The organism is Schaalia sp. ORNL0103 (assembly GCF_019429565.1).
GTDB lineage: Bacteria > Actinomycetota > Actinomycetes > Actinomycetales > Actinomycetaceae > Pauljensenia.
The window spans coordinates 219128-244487 of the sequence record NZ_JAHXSA010000002.1 but is presented as its reverse complement, the minus strand read 5'-3'; the positions used below and the strand labels follow the sequence as shown (position 1 = coordinate 244487).

The 25360-nt window shown below is 66.0% G+C and carries 26 protein-coding genes; 18 read left to right on the top strand and 8 right to left on the bottom strand.

Annotated features, from left to right (window positions below):
* Positions 1-5 precede the first annotated feature (5 nt).
* Complete coding sequence (locus tag JJJ16_RS08295) at positions 6-938, bottom strand: 5'-nucleotidase (RefSeq protein WP_219752171.1); 933 nt, start codon at positions 936-938, stop codon at positions 6-8.
* Positions 939-1148: 210 nt separating this feature from the next.
* Here JJJ16_RS08295 and JJJ16_RS08290 point away from each other — a divergent pair, with 210 nt between their 5' ends.
* From JJJ16_RS08290 to JJJ16_RS08240, 11 genes are all read left to right on the top strand, one after another.
* The gene (locus tag JJJ16_RS08290; protein ID WP_219752170.1) at positions 1149-2285 is read left to right on the top strand and encodes an ABC transporter substrate-binding protein; all 1137 of its coding nucleotides are present in this window, start codon (positions 1149-1151) and stop codon (positions 2283-2285) included.
* An 87-nt stretch (positions 2286-2372) separates the two neighbouring features.
* Positions 2373-3401, top strand: a complete 1029-nt coding sequence (locus tag JJJ16_RS08285) for a FecCD family ABC transporter permease (protein WP_219752169.1) — start codon at positions 2373-2375, stop codon at positions 3399-3401.
* The gene (locus JJJ16_RS08280; RefSeq protein WP_219752168.1) at positions 3398-4198 is read left to right on the top strand and encodes an ABC transporter ATP-binding protein; all 801 of its coding nucleotides are present in this window, start codon (positions 3398-3400) and stop codon (positions 4196-4198) included. Before JJJ16_RS08285 ends, JJJ16_RS08280 begins: the two co-directional genes overlap by 4 nt.
* Positions 4199-4397: 199 nt before the next feature.
* Positions 4398-4607 (top strand): cold-shock protein, encoded by a 210-nt coding sequence (locus JJJ16_RS08275; protein ID WP_003791482.1) that lies wholly within the window; start codon positions 4398-4400, stop codon positions 4605-4607.
* Positions 4608-4941: 334 nt separating this feature from the next.
* A complete protein-coding gene (locus JJJ16_RS08270) occupies positions 4942-5160 on the top strand; it encodes a hypothetical protein (protein ID WP_034465337.1) in 219 nt (72 codons plus the stop codon).
* An 829-nt stretch (positions 5161-5989) separates the two neighbouring features.
* Positions 5990-6214 (top strand): protein HldE, encoded by a 225-nt coding sequence (locus JJJ16_RS08265; protein WP_219752167.1) that lies wholly within the window; start codon positions 5990-5992, stop codon positions 6212-6214.
* Positions 6215-6227: 13 nt separating this feature from the next.
* The gene (locus JJJ16_RS08260; protein WP_219752166.1) at positions 6228-7550 is read left to right on the top strand and encodes a cysteine protease; all 1323 of its coding nucleotides are present in this window, start codon (positions 6228-6230) and stop codon (positions 7548-7550) included.
* The gene (locus JJJ16_RS08255; protein WP_219752165.1) at positions 7547-8047 is read left to right on the top strand and encodes a DNA-binding protein; all 501 of its coding nucleotides are present in this window, start codon (positions 7547-7549) and stop codon (positions 8045-8047) included. Before JJJ16_RS08260 ends, JJJ16_RS08255 begins: the two co-directional genes overlap by 4 nt.
* Positions 8048-8075: 28 nt before the next feature.
* On the top strand, positions 8076-8558 hold the full coding sequence (locus JJJ16_RS08250; protein WP_219752164.1) for a DNA-binding protein: 483 nt from the start codon (positions 8076-8078) through the stop codon (positions 8556-8558).
* Positions 8559-8601: 43 nt separating this feature from the next.
* Positions 8602-9090 (top strand): DNA-binding protein, encoded by a 489-nt coding sequence (locus tag JJJ16_RS08245; RefSeq protein WP_219752163.1) that lies wholly within the window; start codon positions 8602-8604, stop codon positions 9088-9090.
* A gap of 43 nt (positions 9091-9133) precedes the next feature.
* Positions 9134-9607 (top strand): DNA-binding protein, encoded by a 474-nt coding sequence (locus JJJ16_RS08240; RefSeq protein WP_219752162.1) that lies wholly within the window; start codon positions 9134-9136, stop codon positions 9605-9607.
* A 135-nt stretch (positions 9608-9742) separates the two neighbouring features.
* Here the strand turns inward: JJJ16_RS08240 and hemL are convergent, their stop codons facing one another.
* From hemL to hemE, 6 genes are read right to left on the bottom strand one after another with little or no spacing between them, the layout of a single operon-like run.
* Positions 9743-11128 carry a glutamate-1-semialdehyde 2,1-aminomutase gene (gene hemL, locus JJJ16_RS08235; protein WP_219752161.1) on the bottom strand — a complete coding sequence of 462 codons (1386 nt, stop codon included), beginning with the start codon at positions 11126-11128 and terminating at the stop codon, positions 9743-9745.
* Positions 11129-11175: 47 nt separating this feature from the next.
* The gene (hemB, locus tag JJJ16_RS08230) at positions 11176-12207 is read right to left on the bottom strand and encodes a porphobilinogen synthase (RefSeq protein ID WP_219752160.1); all 1032 of its coding nucleotides are present in this window, start codon (positions 12205-12207) and stop codon (positions 11176-11178) included.
* Positions 12204-13010, bottom strand: coding sequence for a uroporphyrinogen-III synthase (locus JJJ16_RS08225; RefSeq protein ID WP_318836540.1), 807 nt, complete (start codon positions 13008-13010; stop codon positions 12204-12206). The genes hemB and JJJ16_RS08225 overlap by 4 nt, the downstream gene beginning before the upstream one ends.
* An 11-nt stretch (positions 13011-13021) precedes the next feature.
* A complete protein-coding gene (gene hemC, locus JJJ16_RS08220; RefSeq protein ID WP_219752158.1) occupies positions 13022-14056 on the bottom strand; it encodes a hydroxymethylbilane synthase in 1035 nt (344 codons plus the stop codon).
* Entirely contained in the window at positions 14053-15519 is a 1467-nt protein-coding gene (locus JJJ16_RS08215) for a protoporphyrinogen/coproporphyrinogen oxidase (RefSeq protein WP_219752157.1), read from the bottom strand. Before JJJ16_RS08215 ends, hemC begins: the two co-directional genes overlap by 4 nt.
* Complete coding sequence (gene hemE, locus JJJ16_RS08210) at positions 15516-16613, bottom strand: uroporphyrinogen decarboxylase (protein WP_219752156.1); 1098 nt, start codon at positions 16611-16613, stop codon at positions 15516-15518. Before hemE ends, JJJ16_RS08215 begins: the two co-directional genes overlap by 4 nt.
* Positions 16614-16854: 241 nt before the next feature.
* Between hemE and JJJ16_RS08205 the strand changes: the two genes are divergently transcribed.
* Positions 16855-18177: a glutamyl-tRNA reductase gene (locus JJJ16_RS08205; RefSeq protein WP_219752155.1), complete on the top strand. Its 1323-nt coding sequence runs from the start codon at positions 16855-16857 to the stop codon at positions 18175-18177.
* Positions 18174-19124, top strand: coding sequence for an EamA family transporter RarD (gene rarD / locus JJJ16_RS08200; protein ID WP_219752154.1), 951 nt, complete (start codon positions 18174-18176; stop codon positions 19122-19124). The genes JJJ16_RS08205 and rarD overlap by 4 nt, the downstream gene beginning before the upstream one ends.
* An 897-nt stretch (positions 19125-20021) precedes the next feature.
* Here rarD and dnaB read toward each other — a convergent pair.
* Positions 20022-21374 (bottom strand): replicative DNA helicase, encoded by a 1353-nt coding sequence (gene dnaB / locus JJJ16_RS08195; protein ID WP_219752153.1) that lies wholly within the window; start codon positions 21372-21374, stop codon positions 20022-20024.
* 339 nt (positions 21375-21713) lie between these two features.
* Here dnaB and JJJ16_RS08190 point away from each other — a divergent pair, with 339 nt between their 5' ends.
* From JJJ16_RS08190 to rplI, 5 genes are all read left to right on the top strand, one after another.
* On the top strand, positions 21714-23087 hold the full coding sequence (locus JJJ16_RS08190) for an MATE family efflux transporter (RefSeq protein WP_219752152.1): 1374 nt from the start codon (positions 21714-21716) through the stop codon (positions 23085-23087).
* A 265-nt stretch (positions 23088-23352) separates the two neighbouring features.
* On the top strand, positions 23353-23643 hold the full coding sequence (gene rpsF / locus JJJ16_RS08185; protein ID WP_007589137.1) for a 30S ribosomal protein S6: 291 nt from the start codon (positions 23353-23355) through the stop codon (positions 23641-23643).
* 35 nt (positions 23644-23678) lie between these two features.
* Positions 23679-24245, top strand: a complete 567-nt coding sequence (locus JJJ16_RS08180) for a single-stranded DNA-binding protein (RefSeq protein WP_003791437.1) — start codon at positions 23679-23681, stop codon at positions 24243-24245.
* Positions 24246-24339: 94 nt separating this feature from the next.
* Complete coding sequence (gene rpsR / locus JJJ16_RS08175) at positions 24340-24582, top strand: 30S ribosomal protein S18 (RefSeq protein WP_003791435.1); 243 nt, start codon at positions 24340-24342, stop codon at positions 24580-24582.
* A gap of 21 nt (positions 24583-24603) precedes the next feature.
* Positions 24604-25062: a 50S ribosomal protein L9 gene (gene rplI, locus JJJ16_RS08170; protein WP_007589133.1), complete on the top strand. Its 459-nt coding sequence runs from the start codon at positions 24604-24606 to the stop codon at positions 25060-25062.
* Positions 25063-25360: the final 298 nt, after the last annotated feature.

The window sequence follows — 25360 nt, the reverse complement described above, 5'->3', positions numbered from 1 at the left end:
AACACCTACTCCCTATTGATTTCTCCGAAGGGGATGTGGACGCTCGGGGTGGAGAGGGCAGCGCCTTCCACGTGGCGGCGCTGATCGTCGAAGAAGATGTGGGGCTGGAGCACCTCCAGCATGGGGCCCTTCGGGAGGCCGCCCAGGAAGAAGGCATCGTTAACGCGCAGGCCCCACTGTCGGATCGAGTTAATCGCACGCTCATGGGCGGGGGCGCTACGAGCCGTCACGACCGCGACGCGGACCCGGCGCCGATACCCCTGCGGATCATCCACACTTTTCGAGTCCTCTATCCCCTGAATCCGGTTGATCTTCTCCAGAAAATCAGCCATCGGCCCACGGTCGAGAGGCACCTCTGCCAGGGCACTCTCATTCTCCTGATACTCCTCCAGACCCCCACTCTGGAACACGCGCTCGGCAGAATCATCGGCAAGCACGCCGTCGAAGTCGAAAGCAATGCGCAGATCCGTATCCCCATCGTCCGGCACGGCACGCCCGACGACGTGGCCCGCCGCGAAACCCAGGCTGATCGCCTCACGCACGTCGGCCTCGTTCGCGGAGAGGAAGAGGGACATGCGCAGCGGCCTCATGAAGCGATACGGGGAGCGGCCCTGCATGAAGATCGCGCGCGTGATGTCCAAACCGTGACTCGCGACGGAACGCATCACCCGCATCCCGGTCTCCGGGTCATTGCGCGAGAGGATAACGACCTCCACCAGGCGCTCCCGATCCGACAGGTCGTTCAGGTCGAGGAGGCGGCGAATAAAGGGGAACGCGACACCCGGTTCGAGCACGTCATCGAGATGTTCACGCTGATACTCCCGATACCGTTCTTCCCCCTGCTCGCGGAACACCGCGTCGGACTCCTCCAGGTCAAACAGGGCACTCGAGGCGACCCCAATGACGAGGGCACGCTCCAGATCGAGCTCCGCAGCCATGATGCTCCTTCCACGCACATCCACCTAACGACGTCAGGATAAAAACGAGCATGCTCATCTGCGTCCGAGAAACACGCACATCGACACCGCGAAAACCTCTACACGACCCAAGGAAAAAACACCGTGTCATAATGCCGCACTCACCCTTGTGAGGAACACCTAATTTTGTGTAGCATCTCCCTCATAATCCCAAAAACACGAGAGGACCCAATGAAAACCCGCCTCGCCACCCTGACCGCAATCCTGGCCACCGCCACCCTTGCCCTCACCGCCTGCGCAGGCGGCTCCGGCTCCGCCACCAGCCAGTCGGAGCAGACCACCCAGGAGGCCTCGACCTCGTCGACGCGCACGATCACCGACCACGCGGGCAACGAGGTCGTCCTGCCCGAGAAGATCACCCGCGTCGCCATCGACCAGATCCCGATCGAATCCACCTACCTGGCCTACTTCGACGGCAAGGCCCCCTACCTGGTGGGCATGAGCGCCGCACGCGTCAAGGCCATGAGCCAGACGATCGCCGCCGAGATGGCGCCCGAAATGATGCAGGTTGACACCAGCTACTACGACAAGGGCGAGCTCAACGCCGAGGCCCTCCTGAACCTGAACGTCGACGTCGTCTTCTACAACGCCTTCAACAAGGAACACGGCGAAATGTTCCGCAAGGCCGGCATCCCGGCCGTCGGCTTCACGACACTGGGCAACCCCTCGGAGACCTACGCGGAGTGGATGGAGCTCCTCGAGGACGTCTTCAACGAGGACGGCCACATGGCCGACAAGATCGCGCTCGGCAAGGACCTCGTCGCCGACGCCCGCGCGCGCACCGCGAAGGTTCCCGAGGACCAGAAGGTCTCGACGATGGTGCTCATGGGCGCGGCCGACGGCCAGCTCGCAGTCGCGGGCGGCAAGGACGGCTGGTTCACGAACGAATGGGCCGACTCGCTGAACTACACGAACGTCACGCGCGACACCGACACCTCGCACACGCCCGTCACCTTCGAGCAGGTCCTCACATGGGACCCCCAGGTCCTCCTCGTCACCGGCAAGGGCATGTCGAACATGACGGCGAACACCGTCCTGACGAACTCGGTCGAGGGCGTGGACCTGTCCACCCTCAGCTCCGTGAAGTCCGGCCGCGTCTACTCCACCGGCCTGGGCATGTGGAACTGGTTCACCCCCAACCCGGATTCCCCGATCGTGGCGAACTGGATCGGAGCCTCCCTGTACCCGGAGCAGTTCTCCGACGTTGACCTGGTGTCGATGACGAAGGACTACTACCAGAAGATGTACAACTTCACGCTCACGGACGAGCAGGCTCAGCGCATCATCAACCCGGACTCCGCGTCCTGACACCTGGCCCCGGCCTCGTCTCCCCTATCAACGAGGCCGGGGTCCCTTTTGCGCTTTACTCCCGGCGCGCGTCGGGGAGAGGACATCATGAAGTCTGTACTGACCAGGAACGGGCGACTGCGCGTGTGGGTGGTCCCCACGCTGATCGCCCTCATCGTCGTGTGCGCGGCGGCAGCCATGCTGATCGGCCGTTTTTCCGTGTCCCTGGAGGACGTGGTCGCGGCGCTGCGCGCGCGGTTCTGGGGAGGCCCGGCGGTGCCCCCACGCGTCAACTCGGTCGTGTTTGACCTGCGAGCGCCGCGCATCATCGTGGCGATCCTGATCGGCGGGGGCCTGTCGGTTGCCGGCGCCTCGTTCCAGTCGCTCTTCTCCAATCCCCTGGCCACACCGGACACCCTGGGCGTCGCGGCGGGCACGTGCGTCGGCGCGGTCATCGCCCTGTTGCTGGACTGGAACCTGATCGGCGTGCAGGCCGCGGCGCTCGTCGCGGGCCTGGCGACGATGGCTTTCACGACGGCGATTTCACGCACACGCACGGGTTCTTTCAATGTCATCACGCTCGTGCTCGGCGGCGTCATCGTCTCCGCCCTGGCAAACGCGGTCCTCTCACTCCTCAAGCTCACCGCCGACCCCACGAGCCAGCTCCCGGAGATCACCTACTGGCTCATGGGTTCCCTCGCCGCGGTCACCTACCACCAGATCGCGCTGGGCGCCCCGTTCATCATTGCCGGCGTCGTCGTCATCGTGGCGCTGCGCTGGCAGCTCAACATCCTCTCCCTCTCGGAGGACGAGGCCCGCTCAGCCGGCGTCAACGTCTCCCTCATGCGCGCGATCCTCATCGTCGCGTCGACGGTCATCACGGCCTCGGTCATTTCGATGTGCGGCCAGGTCGGCTGGGTCGGCCTGCTCGTGCCGCACTGCGCGCGCATGCTGTGCGGACAGAACAACCGCGCGGTCATCCCCGTGTCGCTGCTGCTCGGGTCGGCACTCATGATCGTCATCGACACGCTCGCACGATCCCTGTCGGCCTCGGAAATTCCCATTTCGATCCTGACGGCCATCATCGGCGCCCCCTTCTTTATCGTGCTGCTGCGCCGGACGGGAGGAGCGCGATGATCAGCGTCGAAAACGCGACCTTCACATACCCGGGCGCCCCCTCCCCAATCCTGACAAACGTGTCCTTCGAGGTGCCCGAGCGCTCACTCCTGGCCATCCTAGGGCCCAACGGCGCCGGCAAGACGACGCTGCTGCGCACCATGATCGGCCTGCAGAAGTGGGACAGCGGGCACACACTCATCGACGGCACCCCCATTTCGTCGATGTCAACCCGCGCACTGGGCCGCGTCCTGTCCTACGTGCCGCAGGCCCGCAACGCATCGAACGTGGCGCTCACCGGCCTCGAGATGGTGATGGTCGGGCGAGCCCCGCACATGCGCACCCTCGCACAGCCCGGAGCGCGCGAGGAACGCATGGCTCGCGACGTCCTCGACGAGGTGGGCGCCTCCCACCTGGCCGAGATGCCCTGCGCGACCATGTCGGGCGGCCAGTTCCAGATGATCCTCATCGCCCGCGCCCTCGTCGCCGACCCGCGCATCCTCGTGCTCGACGAGCCGGAGACCGGCCTCGATTTCCGCAACCAGCTCATCGTCCTGGGACTCCTCGAGCGCCTTGTGCGGGACCGAGGCCTCGCCGTCATCATGAACACGCACTACCCGGCGCACGCCCTGCGCGTCGCGGACCAGGTCGCGCTCTTCTCCTCCACTCACGAGGCCGTGGTGGGTCCGGCGTCCTCCGTCATGAACGCGGACACCCTCGCGAGCGTGTTCGGCGTAGACGTGGCGATCGGCAACGTCGCCTTCGAGGGAGAGGACGTGCAGGCGATCGTTCCGGTTCGACTGAGTGGAGTTAAGTAGCGTCGTCACGCGGAAAACTTCTTCGTCACGATTGTGCAGGTCAGCCACATTTTCGCCGCGAGTGCGGTACCGTATAACTGTGATTCCGCACGCCCAGTCCGGGGGGCATCGATGCCGGGCAGGGGCAACGGGACCATGTCGACTCCGCAGACGGGGCCGAACGGTGCCCCAGCGTTGGGGCGAACACGAAGGAGGGCCCATGGCTACCGGGACCATCAAGTGGTTCAACGACGCCAAAGGCTTCGGATTCATCACTCCTGATGACGAATCCGGCGACGTCTTCGTGCACTATTCAAACATCATCGGCCAATCTGGGCGCCGCACTCTTCTAGAGGGCGAGAAGGTCGAATATGAGGCGATTGAAGGACCAAAGGGCCTCCAAGCTATGAATGTGGCACGAGCCGAGTGACACTGTGTGCCCGGGTGGAGTCCCCACTCGGGCACACTTGCACGAACTGACATGTTTTCCACTGATCTTCACGCATGCCTTTTTCGTTGATAAAACAGAGCTTTAACAGCTTTTTACGATGCCTGTGCCATGCCTTACAAGTGCTTGTGCGGTATAGACCGAGCGGTGGAATCCGCGTAGAATTGTGACTGCACCAAGGGGGGCGACCACGAGTCAGCCCCCTTTTTTGATGCCGTCGCCCACCCGGGCGGCACGGGCCAACAGGTCCACAAACACGCTGGCGTGCGGGGCGCGCTTCGTGCTTCCGCGCGAAGACACTCATAAGGAGAACCCCATGAACCAGATCGTCAAGGCTGAAACCGCCCCCACCATGTCCCAGGCCACCGCCTCGGCTTCCGTTCTCATCGCTCTGATCGTTGTCCTCGCGGGCCTCGGCGTGTTCGCTGCCCTTCAGGTTGCTTCCGTCGCGTCGGTCGTCTTCGCGATCGTCATCGCTCTGACCGCCCTGATCGTTTCCCCCGCTCTTCTCTCGATCGCTCGCACCCGCGCCTGAGCTAATGCGGGGCGTGTGAACGACACGCGCCCCACCCCCGCCAGCGTGACACCACGAAGGTGTCACGCTTTTTCGTTGCCTTCTTGGCTCTTTGTTTTCCTCGTTGGTGCAGCACCGCCCACACACACGTCTAGGGGTTTGAGCGCGTATCTAGGGGTTAACGCGCATGCACAGGGGCTTACGTGCGAGCGCTCAGCTTGTTGTTGGTTTGCGAGTACCTCGACATTCCCGCCGACGTGTACGCGAGCAGTTTTTACCCTCCGAGTTGCCCAAAATGCAGACCACTTCACCCAAAACAGTCCTTTTTCACCGTTTTTTGGCGAGGTGGTCTGCATTTTGGGCGCCACTCCCCTCAGACAGCCTGCGGGGCGGGGGGAATTGCACTACATGAGGGTGCGACACGCCGGCGACACGCTGTCAGAGGACCTCGTGTAGTGCAAAACCCCCACACCACCCCCGGCGTCGGGCACCACGGCGTTCAACAGTGAGGCTCGGACACCAAGGAACAGCGGCCCAGCGCGACACCAACTCACAATGGTCAGGCCCAACAGTGAGCCTCCGAAGGCTAGGGGCCACCGCAGGCCCAGAGGCAACGTCCTGGACACAGTACGGACGCCAAACGGATCAACAGGAGGCACCACGGTCTGATGTCCAGCTGGGCAGCACAGCAACACGCATAGTCCCTTCACCCGAGATTTGCATATTGTGCTCTCCCCCACTAAAGTCCGTCTGTTAAGCACAACATCAAGGAGGATGTCATGAGCGATTTTCAGATGGACACGGAAAAGTGCGCTCCGCGGCGGACACGGTACACCAGCTCTCTGACAACATGTCCGAGTTCAAACTTCAGAAGCCAAGCCTTTTCCTCGACTGCGGCGACGACGCTGTCTCTTCCGCCCTCGGCTACTTCACCACCATGTATCGCACCCACTCGGATGCTGCAAAACATTGGCTCGACAAGACCTCAGGCGCGCTGCGCGACACAGCGCAGGCTACCGAGGACATGGACGACGAGATCGCCGAGACCTTCAAGTCGATCTTCTCAAAGCTGTAGAAACGAGGCAGCCATGCATTCACCACTCGCATATTTATTTCCTCAGCTTCCTGGCGATCTCGGATCTATCTGGGCGTGCCAAAACGAAATGCGCAACCGGTCACGAGACATTAAATCGCTCCACGACGACATCTCCACATTGACCATCGCCCTCGCAGACTGGCAAGGTGCGGCCAAAGTCGCCTTCATCGACAGCAAGAACAAGGAACTACCCGAGCTCATCCGCTGGAGCGATGGAACCCTCCAGGCAGCAGATGCACTGAAGAATTACTACTTCAAGCTCGAAGAAGCGAAGCAGAAGGTCGATTCCATCCGGGGGCAGGCAGATGACCTGTGGGATGACTTTCAGCCACTCTCCTTCCTCAATAACAAAGCGCGCTGGGAGGAATACAAGAAGAAACTGGCAGAACTGGGGTTTTTGTACAGCATCGTAAAGGGCTTGCTCTCAAACGAGGCCCTCAATACCGCTGCTTCTTTGAAAGAAGCCCTCTACTTCACTCCCGAGGATCACAACCACATCGACATCGATGGCGATGGAAAAATGGACGACGTAGACCTCGGAGACACGCGCATGATGTCGCAACAGGAGCTCGAGGACATCCACAAGCGCCTGAAGGATCCATCGAAGCCACTGTTTAATATCGATCAGGGCCACATCGGCGACTGCCATCTATTGTCCACCCTGAATGCTTATAACCAGACCGAGGAGGGCCGCAAATACCTGGCGAGCCTGGTCACGCCGCACTACAACGCACAAGGAAAGATCGACGGGTACTTCGTGGATTTCCCGGGATACGGGAGAAACGAAAAGCGCGTATTCGTCCAGGACGTCATGCTGTATGGCGACACAGCCGGGAGAACGCCCAAGGCGGATCTCGCTTCCGTCTTCGAGAAAGCCTTCATTCAGTCCCACGATGGAGGAACGAAGAGCATGTTCCCCCACGCAGGAGCGTCGGCGAGCTTCTCAGCAATCACCATGCAGAAAATCTCCGGCATTCCGGGGATCCCTCTCGTGAACGTTAGTGCCTATCGTGGAATCATTAAAGATAAGACCATTGCGGCGATTAACTCGGGGCATCCAGTCGTCGCCGAATCCAGCCTCTTCGCCGGAGATGCACAGGTTACAGCCGACGGCAACCAAGAGAATATCAAGATCGCTTCCAGCCACGTCTACACGGTGGCCGCAGCGGATGAGAACGGCGTGACTCTCATCAACCCATGGGGCCACAACAATCGCAGCGGTGGCAGTGGCGGCAGAACGGGAGCAACCTTCACGATCAGCTGGGAAGAGTTCTACGCCAACTATGGCGATGTGACCGTGGGGTTCATCCCATGAGCATCAGACCCGCACGCACACGCACACCCGCACTCATCCGAGCCGTCGTCGTGGCCGTCCTCGTCCTGGCGTTCGTCATCCCCTGGACCTACGCGCACATCGCTTACTCCTGGCCCTGGAAAGAAAAAACCGAGGGCGACGCCTGCACCGGCAAGTACTACGTCACCCAATACGATAAGGAGCGAACCATTTCCCTGGGCACCCTTTCTGATGGACGTACGGTTTACATGGGCAGCACAGGAGAAGTTTCCATGGGACGCGAAATCGCCTCTTTCGGATTGTCCGTCAGTACGGACACTGATAGATCTGCCCCACTCGGCCAGGCAAAAGGCCTCCATCGGGGCGACAGCGCCACCATCGAAGGGGTCGGTACCTTCACCCTCAAGGAAGCCCACTCAGACATCGTCTGGTTCACCCCCAACCCAGGAAAAGCACTGTTCTGCTTCAACCCAGACCCCACATTCACATTGAACAACTTCGCACAACAAGGCCACTGACGCCAGCAACCACCACAGAAGCACACCCATGAGCAACAGACCCACACGCACACGCGCACGCATCCGCGCCCTCGTCGTGGCCGTCCTCGTCCTGGCGTTCGCCATCCCCTGGACCTACGCACACATCGCCTACTCCTGGGACTGGAAAGAACAATCCACAGACGACGCCTGCACCGGCAAGTACTACCTCACCCCATACGACAAGCAACGATCCTTAGAACTGGGAACGCTCTCCGATGGACGCGTCGTTTTGGTCGGCATCTCCGGAGAAGTCTCCATGGGACGCCAGATCGGCTCCTTCGGTGTGTCAGCATTCGACGACAACGACCACTCCGACACCCTCGGAAGCGCTAGAAATCTTCACCGCGGCGACAGCGCCACCATTGACGGGGTCGGCACCTTCACCCTCAAGGAAGCCCATTCAGACATCGTCTGGTTCACCCCGAACCCAGGGAAAGCAACATTCTGCTTTGACCCAGACCCCACATTCACCAAACAGAGCTACCCGTAACGAACGCAGCGACGCTGACAACCTTCAACACAGAAGCACAACCATGAGCACCACACCTGCACGCACACGCAGACCCGCAGGCGTCCGCACCATCGTCGTGGCCGTCCTCATCCTGGCGTTCGTCGTCCCCTGGACCTACGCACACATCGCCTACTCCTGGGACTGGAAAGAAAAAACCGAGGGCGACGCCTGCACCGGCAAGTACTACCTCACCCAATACGACAAGCAACGATCCATGAAATTGGGAACACTCTCCGATGGGCGCCTCGTTTTCGTTGGCATAACAGGAAAAGTCTCCATGGGACGCCAACTCGGCTCCTTCGGCTTGTCAGCACTCACCGGTTATGACCACTACGACTTAATCGGCCAGGCCAAAGACCTACACCGGGGTGACAGCATCACCGTCGAGGGGGTCGGCACCTTCACCCTGAAAGAAGCCCACTCCGACATCGTCTGGTTCACCCCCAACCCAGGAAAAGCAACCTTCTGCTTTGACCCAGACCCCACATTCACCTTCCGTGACTTCCCATAACAAACTCACGGATGACACCGCCCATCACCACGGAACCAAACCCATGAGCAACAGACCCGCACGCATTCGCGCCATCGTCGTGGCCGTCCTCGTCCTGGCCTTCGTCATCCCCTGGACCTACGCTCACATCGCCTACGCCTGGCCCTGGAAACGATTCCAAACAGGCACCCTCATTTCCTGCGACGACAAATACTTGGTAGGAGGTTATCCCAACAAACCACCAGAACTGTTAGGGCATTTATCAGACGGAGCACCGGTCGATTTCATTGCTGGAGGTGAGATCAACATGGGAGTAGAAACTGGCGACTTCGGCCTAGCTGCACAGAGGGGGAATGAAATCGACAACTTCGCTCACTCCCCACAACTCCGCCTAGGAGAATCTACGACCATCGAGGGGGTCGGCACCTTCACCCTCAAGGAAGCCCACTCAGACATCGTCTGGTTCACCCCCAACCCAGGAAAAGCAACATTCTGCTTTGACCCAGACCCCACATTCACCAAACGGAATTACCCATAACAAACTCACTGACGCCAGCAACCACCACCGAGCAGCACGCGCAATCCACCCGCCAACGGAAAAGACGAGGGGTGGGGACCCACCGGGATCCCCACCCCTCAGCCGTTCACGGCACGGTCGCCGCGACGCAGTCGATCACTCCGGCTGAGCCGCAGCGGCGGCCTGCGCGGCGGCCGGAGCCGCGGCGGCGATGGCTTCCAGCTCCGCCTCGCCGTGAGCGCCGGACACGAACCACCCCTCGTACACCGAGGGCGGCAGGGCCACACCCGAGGACAGGAACGAGTGGAAGAAGGGGGCGTAGCGCCACGCCTCCTGGGCGCGCGCCTGGTCGTAGTCGTACACGCCCGAGGAGGCCGCGGCCTCGCCGAACATGACGGAGAACAGGGATCCCGTGCGCTGGACGCGGTGCGCGACGCCGGCAGCGCTGAGCGCGTCCGACACGATCGTGCTGATCTCCTGCGCGGAGGCGTTCACGCGGTCGTACACACCCTGATCAGCGAGTTCGAGGGTGCGCAGGCCGGCGACCGTGGCCAGGGGATTGCCCGAGAGCGTGCCCGCCTGGTAGACGGGGCCCAGGGGGGCCAGCAGGTCCATGACGTCCGCACGCCCAGCAACGGCCGCCAGGGGCATACCGCCGCCCACGACCTTGCCGAAGGTCACCAGGTCGGGCACCCAGTCGGCGCCCTCCACGCAGGACACGTCAACAAAACCGGCGCTGTAGCGGACCGAGGGCGCGCCGTCGACCCACCCGGCCACGGCCTCGAGGCCCCACCAGCCGGCGGGGTCAACGCGGAAGCCGGTGAGGACCTCGTCGAGGATCATGAGCGCGCCGTGCGCGGTGCACAGGCGGCGGATCTCGCGGTTCCACCCGGGGTGGGGCGGGACCGTGCCCATGTTGGCGGGGGCGCCCTCGAAGATGACGGCGGCAATACTGCTACCCGCCTGCTCGAAGCACGCGCGCAGGGCATCGACATCGTTGTAGGGCAGGACGATCGTCTGGGCGGTGATGGCCTCGGGGACGCCGGCCGACCCGGGCAGGCCGCCGGTGGCGACGCCCGACCCGGCGGCAGCGAGCAGGCCGTCGGAATGGCCGTGGTAATTGCCGGCGAATTTCACGATGAGGTCACGCCCGGTGGCGCCGCGCGCCAGGCGGATCGCCGTCATCGTCGCCTCGGTGCCCGTGGACACGAAGCGGACGCGCTGCGCGAAGGGCACGCGCTCGCGCACGGCGCTGGCCAGCAGCGTCTCAGTTTCGGTGGGTGCACCGAAGGACAGGCCACGCGAGGCCGCCTCCTGGACGGCTGCCACCACCTCGGGGTGTGCGTGGCCAAGCAGCGCCGGGCCCCACGAGCCAACAAGGTCCACATAGGAACGTCCCTCGACGTCGGTGACGCGCGCGCCACTCGCGCTCGCGATGAAGCGCGGGGTGCCGCCGACGCCGCCGAAGGCGCGCACGGGCGAGTCGACGCCGCCGGGGATGACGGCTTTTGCTTGGGAAAATGCGGTTTCGTTAGTGGTCACGGCTACCTTCACAGAAGAAAAACGGATTGTTGGTATGGTATGCGCGCTCAGCGGGCCCGGCGGGCTACTTCGAGAGCCCAGTAGGTGAGGACGGAGTCGGCTCCCGCCCGGAAGATGCCGGTCAGGGATTCGTCGATAACGCGGGTGCGGTCAATCCACCCGTTGGCGGCGGCAGCCTCGACCATCGCGTACTCGCCGGACACCTGGTAGGCGGCGACGGGAATGTCGGAGGCGGCGGCCACGTCGGCCAGCACGTCCAGGTAGGGGCCGGCGGGCTTAACCATGAGCATGTCGGCGCCCTCGGCCGCATCGAGCAGCGCCTCGAAAAGGCCCTCGCGTCGGTTCGCGGGGTCCTGCTGGTAGGTGCGACGATCACCCTTGAGCGTGGAACCCACGGCCTCGCGGAAGGGCCCGAAGTAGGCGGACGCGTACTTCGCGGAGTAGGCGAGGATGGCAACGTCCGCGTGTCCCGCCTGGTCGAGGGCGGCGCGGATCGCGGCGACCTGGCCGTCCATCATGCCCGAGGGCGAGACCATGTGTGCGCCCGCGCGCGCCTGGGAAATCGCCATCGCCTGGTAGAGCGGCAGGGTCGCGTCGTTGTCGACGCCGCCTTCGGAATCGAGGAGTCCGCAGTGCCCGTGGTCGGTGAACTCGTCCAGGCAGGTGTCCGCGCACACGACGAGGGCGTCGCCGACCTCGGCGCGCACGGCGGCGAGGCCGCGGTTGAGGATCCCATCCTCCGCCCACGCCTGGGAGCCGATCGCGTCGCGGCGGCCGGGCACGCCGAACAGGTCGATGGCACCCACGCCCGCTTCGGCAGCCTCGGCTGCGGCCCGGCGCAGCGAGTCGATCGTGTGCTGGTACTGGCCGGGCACTGCGGCGATTTCACGGGGTTCATCGATGTCGTCGCACACGAAGACGGGCCAGATGAGCTTGGCGGGGTCGACGTGGGTTTCGCGCACGAGGGCGCGCATCGCGGGGGTCGAGCGCAGGCGGCGCGGGCGGATCGTCGGGATCGGGGAGGAGTCCACCCCGGCCTCGGCGAGGTAGGAGGTAACGGATTCGGGGACGGTGGTCATGAGTCTCTTTCTTCAGGTGCGTCGGCTTGGGCGGGGCGGTCGAGGGCGTCGATAAGGGCGCGGACGATGGCATCGGGTGTGGGGGACGAGGCTTTGGCCGCGACCGCGATCCCCTGCCGCCTGGCGGTGGCTGCGGTGGGCGCGCCGATGGTCACGACCCGAGTTGAGGGGGGCGGCGGCCCGAGGAGCAGGGGGAGGGCGCGCGCCTGGGATGAGGCGGTGAGGACCGCCGCGTCGTAGTGCCCCGCGCGGAAATTCCCCGCGATATCGGCGTCAATATCGGCGGCGTCGGCGGGGGTGGTCGTGTAGGCGTCGACGGCCTCGACGCTCCAGCCGAGGGAGCTCAGCCCATCCGGCAGGGTATCGGGCGCTGCCGCCGAGCGGGGGATGAGGACCGGGCGCGCACCGGAGGCCGCGGCAGGGAAGCACTCGAGCAGCGCGACGGCGGATCCGGCCCCGGTCAGGTCGGCGCTGACCCCCGCGTGGTCGCTGATCCATCGGGCCGTGGTCTCACCGACAGCGGCGATGCGCGTGCCGCGCGAACATGCCCGCGGCAGGGTGTCCGCAACCGCCCGCGCGGCCCTCCAGGAGGAGAACACGACCCACGCGTATCCGCCGTCAGCGAGCCGGGCGCGCGCCGCGTCGAGCTGCGCGGAATCCAGCGGCGTCGAGACCGTGAGGGCGAGAGCATCCACCCGCGCCCCGGCCGTCCGCAGGGCGCGCGCAATGGCGTCGTCGGGCTTGGCGCGGGTCAGGAGGATCCGCCGCGCGGTCAAGTGCGCATTCACTGAGGGTGCGCTCACGTGGGGCTCGTTCACGAGGATTGCCTCGGCGCTTTCGTCGCCCCCAGGTCGGTGACCTCGGCGGCGCCACACGCGAGCAGCTGACGCGCCACGTCCTCGCCGAGGCGGGCGGCCTCGCCGCGACCAACCGAGTCCGTGAGCTCGAGCGCGCCACTCGCCTCGACCCGCTCACGCCCGTCGACGCTCATCACGCGCGCGTCGAGCAGGAGGGCCGAGGAGGCCTCGTCCACGCGGGCGAACGCACCCACGGGAGCCGCGCACCCCGCACCCAGGGCGGAGAGGACGGCCCGCTCGGCGCTGGCCGCGAGCGCGGTCGGCCGATTGTTGAGGGTGCTCAGGAGGGCGCGCAGGAGGGGGTCGTCCTCGTCGCGCGTTTCGATGGCGAGAGCTCCCTGCGAGGGGGCGGGCATCATGACGGTGGGGTCGAGCACGTCGGTGGCGTGGGCGTCGAGGCCGATGCGCCGCAGCCCGGCGAGGGCGAGGACGACCGCGTCGAGACGCTCGCCCGTGCCGAGGGCGGAGGGCGCGGTGCCCGCGTCGGCGCCCAGGTCAATGCCGCGCACGCGCGAGAGCCTCGTGGGGACGTTGCCGCGCAGGTCGCAGACGCGCAGGTCGGGGCGCGCGGCGAGCACCTGGGCGGCGCGCCTGGGCGAGCCCGTGCCGACGAGCGCGCCCGCGGGCAGCGACGACAGCGTCGCCCCGTCGGCCGCGCACAGGGCGTCGCGGGGGTCTTCGCGCTGCGGGACGGCCGCGATGCGCAGGCCCGGCGTGGGGGCGGTGGGCAAGTCTTTGAAGGAGTGGACGGCCAGGTCGCACTCTCCCCCAAGGAGAGCGAGCCGCAGCTGAGCGGCGAACACGCCAACGCCTCCGAGCGCGGCCAGGGGTGCCGCAGACACGTCACCGTGGGTGCGCACGACCTCCAGATTGACGCGCACGTCCTCGCCGAGGCGAGCCCCGGCCTCTTCGATCGCCCGCGCGACGGTGGTGGATTGGGCGAGCGCCAGGCGCGATCCCCTGGTCCCCAGCACAAATGTCCGCGTGGTCATATCAGTCCTTTCGCGCCCGCGCGGGCGTGTGTGACAACGGAGGCGATGCCGGTTCCTGCGACCCAGGCGCCCGTGAGCGCCACGCCCCCCAGGGGACGCACCTGTTCCTCGAGAGCGGCGACGCGGCTGCGATACTCGGGCGGCAGGGGCGGGAGCGTGCCGTTCCAGCGGGCGAGCAGGTGGTCGGTGACGGCCTCGGCGGCGATGGTGACGCCGGTGAGCGTGCGGATGTCGCGCAGGGCCCCCTCGACGGTGACGGCGGGTTCGGCCTCTCCGAGGCGCCCGTAGGACAGGCGCAGCAGGTGCGTGTGGGGCGGGAGTTGGTCGGCGAGCCAGGGCCACTTGACGTTCAGGTGGGACAGCGCCTTGGCCGCCACCGGCCGCTCGTCGGCAGGGGCGGGCGCGACCAGGAGGCCCTGGGAGATGGGCGCGTCGTCCAGCTCGGGGGCGTGAACGGCCAGGGTGAGGCGCGCGATGGGCGCACCCTCGGGAACGCTCACATCGGGCACGAGGCCGGGGATGCGCGCCTGCGTCAACAGGCGCAGGGCGGCGCTGGCGCTGCAGGCGAGGACGAGGCGCTCCGTCGTCACGTTCACGCCCGGCCCACTCGGCACGGGTTCAGCTCCGGGGGTGGGCCCGGGCTTCGTCGGCCCGCACTCGAGGGTCCATCCCGAGGCCGTGCGCCTCAGTGAGAACGCGCCCGTGCGGGTCAGGACGGTTCCCCCGGCCTCTTCGATGGCGGCCCTCAGCGCGTCGACGAGGACGAACATACCGCCCTCGACACAGGCTTCGGGGGTGCGGCGCGATCCGGCAGCGGCCAGGCGCGCCGCAACCGCAGCGGCCAGGGATCCGTGACGGGCAGTCTCGGCGCGCAGGCCGGGGGCAACCGTGTCGGTTGCCAGCACGGAGGGGTCGGCAGTGTAAATGCCCGCGATGATCGGCCGCACCGAGCGCTCCAGCACGGCCTCCCCCATGCGCGCGGCCACGAAACCTGCCAGAGTCTCCCCGGCCTCGTCCATGCCGATGCCGCCGCCCATCGAGCGATCCTCGAGGGCGCGGCGCACCCCGGCCTCGCCGAGTACATGAGCACAGTCAGGCGCGTCCGGGTGGGCCGGGATTCCCAGGAACGAGTCGCGCAGGAAGGGGCGCAGCTCCCAGCCGCCGCGCAGGGCGGGGGCGTAGAGGCGGGCGCCCGATCCGGCGGGCTCGACCGAGGTCAGCCCCAGGGCCTCCACGATCGAGGAGGTGTCGGTGCCGCGCACGACGTATGTCTCCGCGCCCAGGTCCACGTTCGCTCCGCCGACCGTGCCACGGGCGATGAGGCCGCCCAGGTAGCCGCGCGCCTCAATCAGGAGGGGACGCACGCCCGCGCGGGCCAGTTCCCACGCGCTCACGAGGCCGGCGATACCTCCGCCGACGACGACCGCTCCTGGGTGGGTGGGGATGGCCTCCAGGGGGTTCATCGTTCGTCGCCCAGCTCGTGCACCAGCTCCACGATGCGCGTCAGCACGTCCGGGTCGGTCGTGGGTGGCACGCCGTGTCCGAGGTTGAAGACGTGCCCAGGGGCGGAGCGACCAGCGTCGAGAATATCTCGAACAGCCTGTTCGATAACGTGCCACGGGGCCTGAAGCAGCGCGGGGTCCAAATTCCCCTGCACGGCCTTTCCGGGCACCTGCGCGATGGCCCACGACAGGTCCGTCTTCCAGTCCACGCCCACGCAGTCGGCACCGACCTCGGCCATGTCGGCCAGGATCGGAGCGCTGCCCGTCCCGAAGTGGATGAGCGGAGCGCGCTCGCCGGTCACCGGGCTGACGGCGCCGGCGACGCGCTGCGCAACCATGCGCGAATACGGCGCGACGGATTCCCGATAGGTACGAGGCGAGAGGGACCCCACCCACGAGTCGAAGAGCTGCGCGGCGCTGGCACCGGCCTCGATCTGAGCGGTGATAAAGTCGGCGCTCACACGCGCACACCAGGTCATGAGAGCATCCCACGCGCCAGGGTCCGACGCCGCGAGCGACCGCGCGGCCATGTGATCGCGCGAGGGACGCCCCTCGACCATGTACGCGGCCAGGGTGAAGGGGGCTCCGCCGAATCCGATGAGCGGCGTGGAGCCGAGCTCGCGCACCGCCGTTGCGACGCCGTCGCGCACGGACTGGGCACCCTCGGCGCAGTCGCGCGTACGCCCGGTGGAATCGGTCCAGGACCCCTCCCCGTAACGATGACTCAGCAGCTCGTCGATACTCTCGCGCGTGCGATAGGGATGATCGAGGACGGGGCCGACACCTGGCTCAATCTCGACACCCACCCCGGCCAGGCGCAGGGGGACCATGATATCCGAAAAGAAGATGCCCGCGTCCACGCCGTGGCGCCGCACGGGCTGCACCGTTGCCTCGGCGGCCACGTCGGGGCGCAGGCAGGCCTCGAGCATGGGCAGGCCGACGTCGGCGCGCAGCTCGCGGTACTCAGGCAGGGAGCGTCCGGCCTGACGCATGAACCACACGGGGGTGGGCCCGCGTTGCCCGGTCAGGGCGGCGATCAGCGGGGGCGTCGTCATGTATCTCCCTTAATTTAATGATGTTTTCATGCGTTAATTCGCGCATTTCCGTCGTTTTCCAGTTTAGTTCAAGACAATTTCGCACACGTCGCAAATGCTTGAATTTACGTGTCTTTATGTCCATTTATCCGCGGGAGAGAGCCATTTATTTCACCGACATTCCGAAATGACACGGCGTCACCAACATAAATAGCTTCGCTACTCTGCTCGCGCTACCCGCGTGCCCTTAAATGGACGCGTTGTGACTATTCATGTGCTTTCCGCGGACCACCGCTACACCCCCCTCGATGACATCGCCCGGCTCTCCAGCGCGGACGATCTGGGTCCTACCCTCACGCGCTCGCTGCCGAACGCGCGCGGAGTCATGGTCCTGCGCACCTGCAATCGCGTCACCATCTACGTCGACGCCCCGGCCTCGGCCGACCCCCACGCGCTCAAGGACGCGGTCGAGCGCGAGCTCGCCCAGGCCTCGCACGCACAGCGCGAGGACGTGCACCTGCGTCACCTGTGGGGTCGCGACGGCCTCGTCGATCTGTTTTCGACTGCGGCGGGACTGGAATCCATGGTCATCGGCGAGCGCGAAATCGCCGGGCAGATGCGCCGCGCCGCGCGCACGGCCTGGGAGGACGGGACCCTCAGCTGCGACCTGGGGCGCGCCGCCGAGCGAGCGTCGGCCACCTCCCGCCGCGTCGCCACCGAGACCGGACTGGCCGGGGCTGGACGATCCGTCGTCGCCGTCGGCCTCGACATGGCTGCGGCTCACCTGGGACCGTGGGAGGACGCACGCGTGCTCATCGTCGGGACGGGCGCCTACGCGGGCGCGACCGTCAGCACCCTGCACGCGCTCGGCGCATCGGACGTGTCCGTCTACTCGACGTCCGGGCGCGCACGCGAATTCGCCCAGGGACGAGGCATCGGCTGGGTTGATGCCGCAGACCTACCCTCTGCTCTGGAGCGCGCCGACCTCGTAGTGACATGCCGAGGGCTGGGAAGCCCCGTCCTGACGCGCGACATGGCCGCCCAGGCCGGGCACACCGTGGTCCTGGACCTCGCGCTCATGCGCGACACCGAAAGCTCTGTCGCCTTGCTCCCGAATGTCACTCTCATTGATCTGCCGACCATCCAGGCCTCGGTCCCGGCAGCCGATGCTGACGCGCTGACGCGCGCCCGCGCCATCATCGACGAGGAGGTCTCCTCCTTCGAGCGCGGCCTCGGCGCCCGATCCATGGACCCGGTCGTGCGGCACCTGCGCTCACGCGTTTTCCGCATCGTTGAGGAGGAGATCGATCGCCTCGGCGAGGATCCCCTCTCGACGGACGACGCAGCCCGAGCACTGCGTCACCTGGCCGCGCGCCTCATCCACAACCCGACCGTCATGGCGCGCCGGGCCGGCGAGGAGAGCCAGCAGGAACGCTACCTGGAGGCCCTCGGCGTGGTCCTCGGCATCGACGAGACCGCCCTGATCTCGGGGGACGACGCGACCCCTCACGCTTTCTCGCCAGGTGATCACAGCCGTTCCCGCGGCGGCGTCTGCCCACACAATGTTCATACACTGGGTGCATGAGCACCCAGAAGAACGAACCACGCGCACTCGCCCTCGGCGTTTCCTGCTACGTGATCTGGGGTTTCTTCCCCCTGTACTTCTCGCTGCTCTCCCCCGCCGGCGCCGTCGAGGTGATCGTCCACCGCGCGGTGTGGGGCCTGTTCTTCTGCCTGGTCGCACTCGCTGTGACGGGTTCGCTGGGGAAGATCCGCGCGCTGATCGCCGACCGGGGAGCCCTGTGGCGCCTCGCGGTCGCGGGCGCGCTCGTCGTCGTCAACTGGTCGGTGTACGTGTACGCGGTCCTCGCCGGCCACACAACTGATGCGGCGGTCGGCTACTTCATCAATCCCCTCGTGACGATCGCGCTGGGCCTCATCGTGCTGCGCGAGCGCGTCACCCCAATCCAGAAAGTGGCCCTGGCCCTCGGCGTCGTCGCCGTCGTCATCCTCGTGATCGGCCAGCGTTCGGTACCTATCGTCTCGCTCACGCTCGCTCTGACGTTCGGCCTGTATTCCCTCGTGAAGAAGGACGTGGCCGCACGCGTCGACCCGCTGGCGGGCATGGCGATCGAGACGGCCGCGGTCTCGCCCGTCCTGCTCGGCTACTACGCCTACCTGGCGGCCACATCCTCGACGTCTTTCCACACGATCGCTTCTTCCGACGACTCTGGGGTGTCCTGGGTAATTCACCTGGCGCTCCTGGTGGGCGCGGGTGCGTTGACGATGATCCCCCTCATCATGTTCGCCTCGGCAGCAAGGGGCCTGACCCTGGGGACGATGGGCTTCCTGCAGTACCTGGGGCCCACCCTGCAGCTCCTCGTCGCAGTGTTCATCTTCCACGAGACCGTACCCACGTTCCGCTGGATCGCAATGGGCGTCGTGTGGGTGGCGCTGAGCTGCCTGAGCGCCGACTGGCTACTTTCCTCCGTGCGCGCCAAGCGCCTGGCGCGCAAGGGGCACCAGGACTAATTCCGACGGGCTCACTGGGCACGGCGGGCCTGCGAGGAGCGCCCACAGCAGCGGTGTTTCGCGATCAAGTTCGCCCAGCGCGAGGCCTTCGCGGGCTCACCCATGACAAAGTTCGCCCAGCACAGGGCATTCTTGCGCCAAGCCGGTACAAAACTCGCCCAGCACGCCACAAACCGCCGATTTTGGGCCATTTTTCGTGCGCTGGGCGAATTTTGTCACGCTCAGGCCGACAACAGGCCACGCAGGGCGAAAAAAGTCACGCCCAAGACCCCACATCAGCCCAACAAGGTCACCATCCCCAATTTCGCACGTAATTCGATTACATGAAACTTCAACAACACTCAGAAACGTTGAAATACCAACGAATACAATTCAAATTCTGAAATAGTCTCAGGGGAATTACGTGCGAAATTGCTAGAGGGTAGCGGTGAGCGCGCTAGCAACGCACAGCGACACAGCGCCGCCGGTGTGGAGGGCGCCGGAGGGATTGGTGGGCCAGGCCGCGGTGCCCGTAGGCGGCGGCAGGGCCTGGCCGTGCTACTCACAGCGACACAGCGCCGCCGGTGTGGAGGGCGCCGGAGGGATTGGTGGGCTTGGCTGCGGTGCACGTGGGCGGTGGCGGGGTCAGGGCAACACGCGAGCACAATAAGCGTCACTGGTGTGGAGGGCGCCGGAGGGATTGGTGGGCCAGGCCGCGGTGCCCGTAGGCGGCGGCAGGGCCTGGCCGTGCTACTCACAGCGACACAGCACCGCCGGTGTGGAGGGCGCCGGAGGGTCCGGAGGGCACGGGCGGGCTTCGAGATCGACCACTCCGAGCCGCAGGCTCGCGTGTGGCGATCTCGCGGGCGGCCGGGCCCGACGGCGCCCGGAACACCGGCGGCCCGGGTAAACCAGCCCTTACTCTCCGCCGCCGGGCTCCGGGCGTCCCGTGTAGTTGACGAAGCGCGCCATGTCGCCCTGGAAGAGGGCTGTGACGGTCGCGGTCGCACCGGCACGGTGCTTAGCGACGATGATGTCGGCCTCGCCGGGGCGGTCTTCCTTGTCGTAGTAGTCGGGGCGGTGCAGCAGGATAATGATATCGGCGTCCTGCTCGAGCGAGCCGGACTCACGCAGGTCGCTCATCATGGGCTTGCGGTCGGTGCGGCCCTCGGAGTTACGGTTCAGCTGCGCGACGGCGATGACCGGGATGTCGAGGTCCTTGGCCAGGAGCTTGAGGTTTCGCGACATCGCGGAGACTTCCTGCTGACGCGACTCGACCTGGCGGCCGCTCGTCATGAGCTGGAGGTAGTCGATGACGACGAGGCCCAGGTTTTCCTGCTGCTTGAGGCGGCGGCACTTCGAGCGAATCTCGGAGATGGTGATGTTCGCGGAGTCGTCGACGTACAGGGGTGCAGCGCTCATGCGCGAGGAGGTTTCGGCGACCTTTTGCCATTCGTTGCTGTTCATTTTGCCGGCCTGCATCTTGGACAGACGCACCCCGGACTCGGCGGAGAGCATACGCATCGCGATTTCCTGCGAGCTCATTTCCAGCGAGAAGATGAGCGACGTGATGCCGTGCTTCATGGATGCCGAGCGGCAAAAATCCAGGGCGAGCGTGGACTTACCCATCGCGGGTCGGGCGGCGACGATGATCATCTGGCCGCCGTGTAGGCCCTGGGTCAGCTCATCCAGGTCGGTGAAGCCGGTAGGCACGCCGTTGAGTTTGCCCTGGTTCTTTTCAATGTCTTCGAGGGCGATGAGAATATCCGTGCTCATCGTGTCCATGGACACATAGTCGCTGGTTTCGCGCCCGTCGGAGACGGCGTAGACCTCGGCCTGGGCCTGGTCGACGATCTCGTCGACGTCGCCGCCCGCGTCCGCGTAGCCGAGCTGGACGACGCGCGTGCCCGCGGTGACAAGGCGGCGCATGATGGCGCGTTCGCGCACGATGCGCGCGTAGTAGGCGGCGTTCGCGGCGGTGGGCACGGAGGCGATGAGGGTGTGCAGGTAGGCGGCGCCGCCCACCTTCGACAGGACGCCAGCGCGCTTAAGTTCGCCGGCGACGGTGATCGCATCGGCGGGTTCTGCGCGGCCGTTGAGTTCGACGATGGTGTCGAAGATCGTCTCGTGGCTGGGCTGGTAGAAGTCCTGCCCGCGCAGCATTTCGGAGACGACGTTGGCGGCCTCGGTCGTCAGCATCATCGATCCGAGGACGCTCATCTCCGCGTCGATGTCCTGCGGCGGGACGCGGTCGAACTGGTCGTCGGACATCGTGATCCTCTCGGGTGCGCGGGCGTATAGGGACGAGGCCGGGGCTGGGCTGAGTGCCGCGAGCGCGGCCTGAAGCCCTGTGGATAGAGAGCCTTCAGGCGAAGACTAACGCGTTGTAGGCGATTGCGCGACCGACGCTGTGCACGGGCATGTGCACATATTGTGGATAACCTGTGCACAACGCCGACGACGCCTGTGCACAACGCGAAATGACCGATCTGTCAGGGCAGATATCCTCATCACAGTCACATCATTGTCATTCATTGAGCCATCTAGAATTTCCCAATGCACGGCTTTCCACAGGCCTGTGCACACATTGTGGAAAAGAATCGGAGTGTCATGACGAGTACACAGGGACCCAGCGACCCGACCTCACCCGCGAAGCGTGAGGGGGACCCAGCCTCGTCGGCCCCGATGATCACCACGCGGATGATCTTGGCGCTCGCGCTGCCCTCCCTCGGGGCTCTCATCGCGGAGCCGCTGTTCACCGTCATCGACTCCACGATGGTGGGCCATCTGGGCACCCCGCAGCTGGCGGGCCTGGGCATCGCGTCGACCGTGCTGAACACGGCGGTCGGGCTCTTCATCTTCCTCGCCTACTCGACGACCTCCCTGGCGGGCCGCCACCTGGGGGCCGGGCGGCGCGACCTTGCGATCCGCTCGGGGGTCGAGGCCATGTGGCTGGCGGGAGGCCTCGGCGCCCTCGCCGCGATCCTCCTGGCTGTCTTCGCCTCTCCCCTGCTCACCTGGCTGGGGGCCGACGCGGCGACGATGCCGCACGCCCTGGCCTACCTGCGTGCCTCAGCGCCCGGCCTCGTCGGCATGTTTGTCGTCCTGGCGGCCACGGGCACCCTGCGCGGGTTGCAGGACACGCGCACTCCCCTGATTGCGGCGTCCGTGGGCGCGGCCTTCAACGCGGTGGCCAACTGGGTGCTCATGTACCCCCTCGACCTGGGGGTGGCGGGTTCCGGCCTGGGCACCGCGATCACCCAGACGCTCATGGCGGCGTTCCTCGGGTGGATGATCGTGCGCGCTGCCCGGCGCGAGGGCGTGAGCCTGCGTCCCTCCACGGACGGCCTGTTCGGCGCGGCGCTCGAGGGCGCGCCTCTGCTCGTGCGCACCCTCGCGCTGCGCGTCGCCCTCCTGGCGACCCTGAGCGCGGTCACCGCAATCTCCACCCAGGCCCTGGCCGCCCACCAGATCGTGTGGACCCTGTGGACGTTCGCCGCCTACGTGCTCGACGCGCTCGCGATCGCCGCCCAGGCCCTCGCCGGATTCACGACGGGCACCGGCGAGCGCGGCGCCATGCGCCCCCTCCTGCGCACCCTGTCGCGCTGGGGCATCGGCTTCGGCGTCGCCGTCGGCGTCGTCCTGGCAATCACCGCGCCATGGATTACCCGCATCTTCACGACCGACCAGACCGTCATCGACTACGCGACCGTCGCCATCATCGTCGGCGCGCTCTTCCAGCCGATCGCCGGCTACGTCTTCCTCCTCGACGGCGTCCTCATCGGCGCGGGCCGAGGCCGCTACCTGGCCGTCGCCGGCATCGTCAACCTGGTCGTCTACGCGCCCCTCCTGTGGGTCATCGCCCACTCCACCGCGCTCACGGCGCGCCCGTCCCTGGCGCTCGCGATGGTCTGGCTCGCCTACTCGGCCGTCTACACCGGCATGCGGGCCCTCACCAACGGGCTCGGCGCCCGCTCGCTGTAGCCGATCGACGAGGCCGGGGCCGGCCTCGTGCGCACCCCCGGTTCCGCGCGGGGTTCGGTGTCCCGGCGGGGTGGACCCAGGCCTCGTCCCGAGGGAACCGATCGTGACCGGAAACGCCCTAGCGAAGACGCTGCCACCCGTGTAAAGTGGGTAGCTGGACTGTCCGCACCCGCGGCCGGTCCAGCAGACCCTCACGGGCCATACGCAACGCCCTCCTGTCACGGACCGTCCGTGACCGTAAAGACCATAGGAGGTGGGAACCAACGTGCGTAACTACGAACTGATGGTGATCCTCGATCCTTCGATCGACGAGCGCACCGTCGCCCCCATGATGGAGAAGTACCTGGCACCCGTGGCTGCCAACGGCGGATCCGTCGAGAACGTTGACGTCTGGGGCAAGCGCCGCCTTGCTTACGACATCCTCAAGCGTTCTGAGGGCATCTACGTCGTCATCGACATGACCACGACCCCCGAGGTCGCTCTCGAGATCAACCGCCGCATGGGCATCGACGAGACCATTCTCCGTACGAAGCTCCTGCGCCCCGACGCTCACTGAGCCGACACCACACCCTCTAAGCCCGAGGAGCCGACATGGCCGGAGATACCGTCATCACTGTCATCGGTAACCTGACCGCTGACCCCGAACTGCGTTGGACGCAGTCCGGCGCCGCGGTCGCCGATTTCACGGTGGCCTCCACCCCCCGAACCTACGACCGTAACGCCGGTGAGTGGCGCGACGGCGACACCCTCTTCATGCGCTGCTCCGTGTGGCGCGAGACCGCTGAGAACGTCGCCGAGTCGCTGCGTAAGGGCATGCGCGTCATCGTTCAGGGTCGCCTCACCCAGCGCTCGTACGACACCCAGCAGGGTGAACGTCGCACGGTCGTTGAGCTGCAGGTCGACGAGGTCGGCCCCTCCCTGCGCCGCGCACGCGCGCAGGTCACCCGCACCGCCCCCTCCGGTGGCGGCGGCTACCAGTCCGACAACCGCGGCCAGCAGGGCGCGCCCCAGCAGGGCGGCGGTTACGGCGGCGGCCAGGGTGGATATGGCCAGGGTGGCGCCAACTACGGCGCACCGACCGGCGGCTCCCCCGAGGACCCGTGGCGCTCCGCCCCCGCTGGCGGCGCCACCTCCTTCGGCGACGAGCCCCCGTTCTAAAGTCGCGCGCCCCGGCACCTACGCCGGAAAGCGCCACGTCGAAGACAACACGCTTGGGGCGGCACAGTCCGCCCGGATTCACTAGGAGACCATCATGGCGAAGCCCCAACTTCGCAACAAGCCCATCAAGAAGAAGGCCAACCCGCTGAAGTCGGCCAAGATCGAAAAGATCGACTACAAGGACACCGCTCTGCTGCGTAAGTTCATCTCGGACCGCGGCAAGATCCGCGCCCGCCGCGTGACCGGTGTTTCCACCCAGGAGCAGCGCAAGATCGCTCGCGCCGTCAAGAACGCGCGTGAGATGGCTCTGCTGCCCTACTCCACGACCGGCCGCTGATAAGGGAAGGACACAGCTGATATGGCTACCACGAAACTGATCCTCACCCACGACGTCCCCAACCTCGGCCACGCCGGCGAGGTCGTCGAGGTCAAGGCTGGCTACGCCCGCAACTACCTGGTCCCCCGCGGCTTCGCCGCCAAGTGGACCGCCGGCGCGCAGAAGCAGATCGACCAGATCGCCGCTGCTCGTCGCCGCCACGAGATCGCCACGATCGATGACGCTCGCGCCGTGCGCGACGCCCTCCAGGGTGCCGTTGTCGAGATCTCCGGCAAGGTTGGCAACTCCGGCCGCCTGTTCGGCGCCGTCTCCGCTGCTGCGATCGCTGACGCGGTCAAGGAGCAGCTGGGCCAGACCATCGATCGTCGTCGCGTCATCATCGCCTCGCCCATCAAGGCCGTTGGCGACTACACGGTGACCGTCGGCCTGCACCCCGAGGTGTCCGCGAACCTCAAGGTCCGCGTTTCCGCCGCGAAGTGAAGGCTTCACGCATCGGTTGAATGCTGATTGAAGGGGTGGCCCCCGCTCATGTGAGCGGGGGCCACCCCTTTTGCTGTGCCTGCAAGATCTGACGTTCGTCTACGAGACATCATTGCTTGTCCCCTCAGGAGCGCGGCAACGGAGGGCACATAGTGGGAGCGCAGACGCTCACATCCGGATAGGTTGTGCGCATCCGGATAGGTTGTGCGCATCCGGATAAGTTATTCGCTTATGGATAGGTTATTAACCTATCCAGATGTTCGTAACCTATCCGGATCGTCGTTTCCTATCCGCATGC

Bases quoted from the DNA above. Each gene is read 5' to 3' on its own strand.
- rarD (WP_219752154.1), top strand. From the start codon at position 18,174: ATGAGCACCCAGAAGAACGAACCACGCGCACTCGCCCTCGGCGTTTCC.
- rpsR (WP_003791435.1), top strand. From the start codon at position 24,340: ATGGCGAAGCCCCAACTTCGCAACAAGCCCATCAAGAAGAAGGCCAAC.
- JJJ16_RS08215 (WP_219752157.1), bottom strand. From the start codon at position 15,519: ATGAACCCCCTGGAGGCCATCCCCACCCACCCAGGAGCGGTCGTCGTC.
- JJJ16_RS08260 (WP_219752166.1), top strand. From the start codon at position 6,228: ATGCATTCACCACTCGCATATTTATTTCCTCAGCTTCCTGGCGATCTC.
- rplI (WP_007589133.1), top strand. From the start codon at position 24,604: ATGGCTACCACGAAACTGATCCTCACCCACGACGTCCCCAACCTCGGC.
- JJJ16_RS08290 (WP_219752170.1), top strand. From the start codon at position 1,149: ATGAAAACCCGCCTCGCCACCCTGACCGCAATCCTGGCCACCGCCACC.
- JJJ16_RS08250 (WP_219752164.1), top strand. From the start codon at position 8,076: ATGAGCAACAGACCCACACGCACACGCGCACGCATCCGCGCCCTCGTC.
- JJJ16_RS08270 (WP_034465337.1), top strand. From the start codon at position 4,942: ATGAACCAGATCGTCAAGGCTGAAACCGCCCCCACCATGTCCCAGGCC.
- hemB (WP_219752160.1), bottom strand. From the start codon at position 12,207: ATGACCACCGTCCCCGAATCCGTTACCTCCTACCTCGCCGAGGCCGGG.
- dnaB (WP_219752153.1), bottom strand. From the start codon at position 21,374: ATGTCCGACGACCAGTTCGACCGCGTCCCGCCGCAGGACATCGACGCG.
- JJJ16_RS08180 (WP_003791437.1), top strand. From the start codon at position 23,679: ATGGCCGGAGATACCGTCATCACTGTCATCGGTAACCTGACCGCTGAC.
- JJJ16_RS08245 (WP_219752163.1), top strand. From the start codon at position 8,602: ATGAGCACCACACCTGCACGCACACGCAGACCCGCAGGCGTCCGCACC.
- JJJ16_RS08280 (WP_219752168.1), top strand. From the start codon at position 3,398: ATGATCAGCGTCGAAAACGCGACCTTCACATACCCGGGCGCCCCCTCC.
- JJJ16_RS08265 (WP_219752167.1), top strand. From the start codon at position 5,990: ATGTCCGAGTTCAAACTTCAGAAGCCAAGCCTTTTCCTCGACTGCGGC.
- JJJ16_RS08240 (WP_219752162.1), top strand. From the start codon at position 9,134: ATGAGCAACAGACCCGCACGCATTCGCGCCATCGTCGTGGCCGTCCTC.
- hemE (WP_219752156.1), bottom strand. From the start codon at position 16,613: ATGACGACGCCCCCGCTGATCGCCGCCCTGACCGGGCAACGCGGGCCC.
- JJJ16_RS08285 (WP_219752169.1), top strand. From the start codon at position 2,373: ATGAAGTCTGTACTGACCAGGAACGGGCGACTGCGCGTGTGGGTGGTC.
- JJJ16_RS08295 (WP_219752171.1), bottom strand. From the start codon at position 938: ATGGCTGCGGAGCTCGATCTGGAGCGTGCCCTCGTCATTGGGGTCGCC.
- JJJ16_RS08275 (WP_003791482.1), top strand. From the start codon at position 4,398: ATGGCTACCGGGACCATCAAGTGGTTCAACGACGCCAAAGGCTTCGGA.
- JJJ16_RS08190 (WP_219752152.1), top strand. From the start codon at position 21,714: ATGACGAGTACACAGGGACCCAGCGACCCGACCTCACCCGCGAAGCGT.
- hemC (WP_219752158.1), bottom strand. From the start codon at position 14,056: ATGACCACGCGGACATTTGTGCTGGGGACCAGGGGATCGCGCCTGGCG.
- JJJ16_RS08255 (WP_219752165.1), top strand. From the start codon at position 7,547: ATGAGCATCAGACCCGCACGCACACGCACACCCGCACTCATCCGAGCC.